This is a genomic window from Kitasatospora sp. NPDC051984 (genome assembly GCF_044593455.1).
Taxonomy (GTDB): domain Bacteria; phylum Actinomycetota; class Actinomycetes; order Streptomycetales; family Streptomycetaceae; genus Kitasatospora.
In genome coordinates this window covers 851,885-858,177 of record NZ_JBIUCB010000001.1, presented here as the reverse complement: position 1 = coordinate 858,177, position 6,293 = coordinate 851,885, and the positions used below count along the sequence as shown (strand labels likewise).

The window sequence follows — 6,293 nt, the reverse complement described above, 5'->3', positions numbered from 1 at the left end:
CGGAGCGACGGCGCCGCAGGGGCGCAGCCCGACACCCCGGTGCGGCGCAGCCCCCGCGCGCAGCGCAGACCGTCGCCAGACGCGAATCACCGCGCGCAGCGCAAAGCCCGCGCGGAGCCGACGACTGCGGTCAGCCGCGGGCCGGGGCACACCGTGAGGCCGCGCGGAGCGACGGCGCCGCAGGGGCGCAGCCCGACACCCCGGTGCGGCGCAGCCCCCGCGCGCAGCGCAGACCGTCGCCAGACGCGAATCACCGCGCGAAGCGCAACCTCCCGCGCGCGCGAAGCGCAACCTCCCGCTCGGAGCCGGCGACTGCGGGCTGGGGCACGCTGTGAGGCCGCGCGGAGCGAAGGCGCCGAGGGGCGCAGCCCGACACTCCGGTGCGGCGCAGCCCCCGCGCGCAGCGCGAACCGCCGCCGGACCCAAGCCGCCGCGCAGCGCGAGATCGTCGCCAGACGCGAGTCACCGCGCGGAGCGCAAAGCCCCTCGTCACCCACTGCCCCCGCGCGGAGCGCACTCGTGTCCCCGGCCGCGCACGGCGGATGGGCGCGAGGGCCTGCGCCCGGCGGAGGGGGAGGGGGCCCCTTCCGCCGGGCGCAGGCCCTCGCGGTGGTGGTGTCAGGCGGCGACGGCCGCGTTCTCGGTGAGGCCGGCGTTGATGAACTGGAGCAGCAGGCGCGGCGTGTGGGCCTCGGCGACGGTCTCCTCGGCGAGTTCGATGTTGTACTCGCGCTCGATCCGGCCGGTGGTCTGGAGGACCGCCAGCGAGTCGTAGCCGAGGTCGTCGAGCGGGGTGTCGAGGACGTCGCCGTCGAGGTCGACGCTCTCGTCCTCGCCGGCGCATTCGCGGAGCAGGGCGGTGAGTTCGGTCAGGGTCATCTCGGCCATGGCTGGTGGTGCCTTTCTGGTGTGCGGTGCGGGGTGTGGGGCGTGGGATGTGGGGGAGGTTCAGGCGGTCACGACGGCGGCGGAGTTGAAGCCGCCGGCGCCGCGGGCGAGGACGAGGGCGGTGCGGACCGTCGCGGGTCGGGCCGTGCCGAGGACGAGGTCGAGGTCGAGGCCGTCCGCGACGTGTTCGACGTTGACGGTGGGCGGGATGACCTGGTCCCGGAGGGTGAGCAGCGCGGCGGCCAGGTCGAGCGAGCCGCCGCCGGCGTAGAGGCGTCCGGTCATGGTCTTGGGGGCGGTGACGGGGACGCCGCGCGGCCCGAAGACGGCGCGCAGCGCGTCGGCCTCCTGCCGGTCGGGTTCGGTCGTGCCGGCGGCGTCGGCGAACACCACGTCCACCTGGTCGGGGGTCACCCCGGCCTCGGCGAGCGCAAGCAGAATCGTGCGTCGCAGCCCGGGTTCGAGCCCGCTGCCGGGCCGCGGGTCGAAGGTCGCGGCGTATCCGGCGAGTTGCCCGTAGACGGTGGCGCCGCGTTCCCGCGCCGATTCGGCGTTCTCGAGGATCAGGATCGCCCCGCCCTCCCCGGCCACGTATCCGGCCGCGTCGGGCGAGAACGGCAGGTAGGCGCGGGCGGGGTCGGTCGCGGTGGAGAGCCGGCCGCCGGCGAGTTGCGCGGCCCAGCCCCAGGGGCAGATGGAGCCGTCGACGCCGCCGGTGACGATGACCCGGCTGCCCTTGCGGAGCTGGCGGCGGGCCTGGGCGACGGCGTCGATGCCGCCGGCCTGCTCGCTGACCAGGACGCCGCTGGGGCCGCGCAGTCCGTGCCGGATGGAGATCTGGCCGGTGTTGACGGCGTAGAACCAGGCGAAGGACTGGTACGCGCTGACGTGCTTGCCGCCTCTGCTCCACAGCGCTTCCAGTTCGCGCTGGCCGAATTCGAAGCCGCCGGCGGAGGCGGCGGTGACCACGCCCGCGGCGTATTCGGGGAGTTGTTCGAGGTCGAGGCCGGCGTGGCCGATGGCTTCCTGGGCGGCGACCAGGGCGAGCCGGGTCATGTGGTCGGTCTGCGGGAGCAGTCGGCCGGGGATGTGTTCGGCGGGTGCGAAGCCGGGGACTTCGCCGGCCAGGGTGGCCGGGTACTGGGCGGCGTCGAACCGCTCGACGGGGCGGATGCCGCTGCGGCCTTCGAGGGTGGCCTGCCACCAGGCGTCGGTGCCGAGGCCGTTGGGGGCGGCCACGCCGATGCCGGTGAACACGGCCGTGGCAGTCCCAGTACGTTCCAGCAGGTCGCTGCTCATGCGGTCCTCCGCTCGGGTCGGGTGAGCACCATGGCGCTCTGGAAGCCGCCGAAGCCGCTGCCGACGCTCAGCACGGTGTCGATCTTCCGCTCGCGGGCGGTGAGGGGGGTGTAGTCGAGGTCGCACTCGGGGTCGGGTTCGTGCAGGTTGGCGGTGGGGGGCACGACGCCGTGTTCGATGGCGAGGGCGCTGGCGGCGATCTCCAGCGAGCCGATGGCGCCCAGCGAGTGACCGATCATCGACTTGATGGAGCTGACGGGGGTGGCGTACGCGTGGTCGCCGAGGCTGCGCTTGAACGCGGCGGTCTCGTGGCGGTCGTTCTGCTTGGTGCCGGAGCCGTGCGCGTTGATGTAGTCGACGGCGGTGCCGGGCAGCCGGGCCTCGTCGAGGGCGACCCGGATGGACTCGGCCATCTCCTTGCCGTCGGGCCGCAGTCCGGTCATGTGGTACGCGTTGGAGCGGGTGGCGAATCCGGCGATCTCGGCGTAGATGTGGGCGCCGCGGCGGCGGGCGGCGCCGAGTTCCTCCAGGACGAAGATCGCGGAGCCTTCGCCGAGCACGAAGCCGTTGCGGGTGCGGTCGAACGGCCGGGAGGCGTGCTCGGGGTCGTCGTTGCGCGGGGAGGTGGCCTTGATCGCGTCGAAGCAGGCGACCGAGATCGGCGAGATGGGGGCCTCGGTGGCGCCGGCGATCATCACGTCGGCGCTGCCTTCGCGGATGAGTTCGACGGCGTGGCCGACGGCGTCCAGGCCGGAGGTGCAGCCGGTGGAGACGACTCCGGCGGGGCCCTGCGCGCCGACGCTCCAGGCGACCTCGGCGGCGAACGAGCTGGGCACGAAGTAGTCGAACAGGTGCGGGACGGCGTAGCGGTGGTCGACCAGCCAGCCGCGGCCGCCGTCGCTGACCACGTTGTACTCGGTGTCCAGGCCCATGGTGGCGCCGACCGCGCTGCCGACGGTGACGCCGGTGCGGAACGGGTCGAGCGCGGCCAGGTCGAGTCCGCTGTCGGCGACCGCTTCGCGGGCGCTGACCACGGCGAACTGGGCAGCCCGGTCCATCCGGCGGATCTCCTGCGGGCTCAGCCCGGCGGCGACCGGGTCGAAGTCGGCCTCGGCGGCGATCCGCGAGCGGAACGAAGAGGCGTCGAAGAGCGAGATCGCCCTGGTCGCGGTCCGGCCGTCGGTGAGCAGCGACCAGAATTCCTTGCTGCCGACCCCGCCGGGGGCGACCACGCCGATCCCGGTGATGACCACTCGCCGGCTCATGGCCGCCTCCCCTTAGTCCTGTTCAACGCCGTTCCTTCCTCTTGTGGTTCTGCGGTTTCGCCGCTCGTGGTTCCGCGGTCGCGCCGCGTTCGCCGGTGGCCTGCGTCGCCGTCCGCGGTCGCGCCGCGTTCGCCGGTAGCCTGCGGCGGCGTCCTCAAGCCGCGCTCGACGCCGGGCGGGGCAGCGCTCGCGACCCGGCCCGCGGGCCGTCGAGTTGCTCGGCGAGCAGCCGCGGCGCGGCGCGTTCCCGGACGAAGAAGTGGCCGCCGGGGACGGTGCGCAGCTCGAAGCCGCCCGGCGCGTACCGGGCCCACTGCGAGACCCCGGACAGCGGGGCGATCGGGTCGCCCTCGCCGGCCACCGCCAGCACCCGGGTGTGCAGCGGCTCGCCGCCGCGTTCGCAGATCGCCCGGCCCAGGTACAGGTCGTCGCGGAGCGCGGGCAGCACCCGGCGCCGCCACAGTCCGGTCGCCTCGTCCTCCTCGACGGCGCCGGGCGGCAGTACTCCGTATCCGACCAGCCGGCGCAGCAGTTCGGGGTCGGGCAGGGCGGCGGCGGCGAGCACCGGCGAGCGCAGGTGCGGGGGCAGGACGGCGCCGAGCGCGACCAGTTCGGGTTGCGGGCCGCCGGAGCGCTGGCGGGCGGCGGCCCAGGCGTGTGCGACCAGTCCGCCCAGGCTGTGGCCGTAGAGGGCGAACGGGCGGTCGAGCAACGGTTCGATCAGGGAGTCGAGTTCGGCGACCAGCCGGTCGGGGTCGGTGATCCGCCGTTCCCTGATCCGCGGGCCGCGCCCGGGCAGCAGCAGCGGCACCACGTCGGCGGAGGGGCCGATGACGGACTGCCAGCGGGCGAAGGCGGAGATCCCGGCCCCGGCGTGGTGGAAGCAGATCAGCCGGGGTGGCGGGGTGCCGCTCACTCCTCGACCAGGGCGACGGCGCGGGTCCAGCCCGCTCCGGCGCCGGCGATCTTGACCGGGAAGCAGGAGACGGTGAAGCCGTGTCCGGGCAGCTGGTCCAGGTTGGTGAGCCGTTCGACCTGGCAGTACTCGCGGCGCCGCCCGGCGAAGTGGGCGGGCCACAGTACGGACTTGTCGCCGGTCTCCTGGTAGCTGCGGATCATGTGCCCGAACGGGGCGTCCAGGCTCCAGGCGTCGGTGCCGATCACCCGGACCCCGAGGTCGAGCAGGTGGTCGGTGGCCGGGCCGTCGAGTCCGGCGAAATCGGTGAAGTACCGCGGGGTACCGGCGTGCCTCGAGGCGCCGGTGTACAGCAGCACGATGTCCATCGGCGCGGGCCGGTGGCCGAGTTCGGCGAAGGCCTTCTCGATCCGTTCGACGCCGATCACCCCGATCCCGACGTCGGAGACGTCGAGCACCAGGGCGGGCCGCAGGAACCAGTCCAACGGCATGGCGTCGATGTGGCGGGGCGTCCCGTAGTCGCCGACCGAGCCGTAGTGCGACGGCGCGTCGACGTGGGTGCCGGTGTGGCTGGTGAGGGTGAGTGTGTCCAGGGACAGCAGCTCACCGCCGGGCAGGTCGGCCGGGTCGAAGTCGAGGCCGAAGTGCAGGCGCATCTCGTCGGCCATGTGACGGGCGCCCTCGGCGGGCGTCATGATCTCGTGGACGATCGGGTCCGGCTCCCAGCCGGCCGCGTCCACCGGTGACGACAGGTCGATGATCCGCAAGTTCTCCCCCACGGTCGGGTGCGGGGTTCCGCGCCAGGTGGGCGGCGGAACGCGTGGGAGCACTGTGCGGTCGCCGCCTCGAACCTCGTTCGAGGCGGGGCAGGGCGGCGCTGGGGCCGCCGGGCCGTCAGGCGGCGAACAGGTCGAGGACCGGGGTGCGGCGGCCGGACCGTCCGTCGAGGGCGGGGTCGGCGGCCAGCATCGCCTGCTGGAGCTTGCGCACCCGCGGCGACGGTTCCAGGCCGAGTTCCTCCACCAGGCGCCCCCGCAGCCCCTGGTAGACCTCCAGCGCCTGCCACTGCCGGCCGGACCGGTACAGCGCGACCATGGCCTGGGCGTGCAGCCCCTCGTGCAGGGGGTGACGGACCGTCAGTCCGGTGAGTTCGGCGACCAGGTCGGCGTGCCGGTCGAGCCGCAGGTCGGCCTCGATGCGGCGCTCCAGCACCCGCAGCCGGCTCTCCTCCAGCCGGGCCAGTTCGATGTCCAGGATCGGCCCGACCTTGACGTCCACCAGTGCGGGGCCGCGCCACAGTGCCAGCGCCTCGCGGTAGATCTCGGCGGCGGTCTCGTCGTCGCCGGCGTCGGTGGTGTCCCGGCCGAGTTCGGCGAGCCGGTCGTACTCGTGCACGTCGACGGCGCCGGGCTGGACCTCCAGCAGGTAGCCGCCGTGCCGGGTGACCAGGATGTCCTTGGCCCCGCAGGGGGCGTCCGGGCCGAGCGCCTGACCGAGCAGCCGGCGCAGGTGGAGGATGTACGTCTGGAGGGTGGTGAGGGCGCTGCGCGGGGCGTCCATGCCCCACAGCTCCTCCAGCAGGGTCGGCACCGGGACGACCTGGTTGGCGTACAGCGCGAGCAGCGCGAGGATCTGCCGGGGCTTGCCGGCGCTCGGCACGATGGAGCTGCGCCGCGTCTCGGCGCTCAGCGGGCCGAGCACTCTGATGTCCATGAGGGTTCCTCCCGTGGATGGGCCCGTCCGGCGACTGCCGGGACGCGCCGTGGGGGATGCGGGACCGGAGCGGTTCCGCTGCCGTCATCAGGCTCCCTCGGCCGGCTCCGCGGCGGCCAGTGCCAGGCTCCCGAGCGGGGCATGCGTTTCGGCACCCGGCGAACGTGAATCCTTCACATCCGGCTCGTGAGGCTGGCACTGGCTGCCATCGG

6 protein-coding genes are annotated in these 6,293 nt (G+C 74.1%); all 6 read right to left on the bottom strand.

Going from position 1 to position 6,293, the window contains the following annotated elements; translation table 11 throughout:
* Positions 1 to 618: 618 nt before the first annotated feature.
* The gene (locus ACIHEI_RS03860) at positions 619 to 888 is read right to left on the bottom strand and encodes an acyl carrier protein (RefSeq protein ID WP_387637018.1); all 270 of its coding nucleotides are present in this window, start codon (positions 886 to 888) and stop codon (positions 619 to 621) included.
* Positions 889 to 948: 60 nt separating this feature from the next.
* On the bottom strand, positions 949 to 2,187 hold the full coding sequence (locus ACIHEI_RS03855; protein WP_396605459.1) for a ketosynthase chain-length factor: 1,239 nt from the start codon (positions 2,185 to 2,187) through the stop codon (positions 949 to 951).
* Positions 2,184 to 3,452, bottom strand: a complete 1,269-nt coding sequence (locus ACIHEI_RS03850; RefSeq protein WP_387637022.1) for a beta-ketoacyl-[acyl-carrier-protein] synthase family protein — start codon at positions 3,450 to 3,452, stop codon at positions 2,184 to 2,186. The genes ACIHEI_RS03855 and ACIHEI_RS03850 overlap by 4 nt, the downstream gene beginning before the upstream one ends.
* Before the next feature lie 154 nt (positions 3,453 to 3,606).
* Positions 3,607 to 4,368, bottom strand: a complete 762-nt coding sequence (locus tag ACIHEI_RS03845; protein WP_396605458.1) for a thioesterase II family protein — start codon at positions 4,366 to 4,368, stop codon at positions 3,607 to 3,609.
* The gene (locus ACIHEI_RS03840) at positions 4,365 to 5,135 is read right to left on the bottom strand and encodes a cyclase family protein (protein ID WP_387638824.1); all 771 of its coding nucleotides are present in this window, start codon (positions 5,133 to 5,135) and stop codon (positions 4,365 to 4,367) included. The genes ACIHEI_RS03845 and ACIHEI_RS03840 overlap by 4 nt, the downstream gene beginning before the upstream one ends.
* Positions 5,136 to 5,262: 127 nt before the next feature.
* Positions 5,263 to 6,081 (bottom strand): BTAD domain-containing putative transcriptional regulator, encoded by an 819-nt coding sequence (locus ACIHEI_RS03835; RefSeq protein ID WP_387637026.1) that lies wholly within the window; start codon positions 6,079 to 6,081, stop codon positions 5,263 to 5,265.
* Positions 6,082 to 6,293 lie beyond the last annotated feature (212 nt).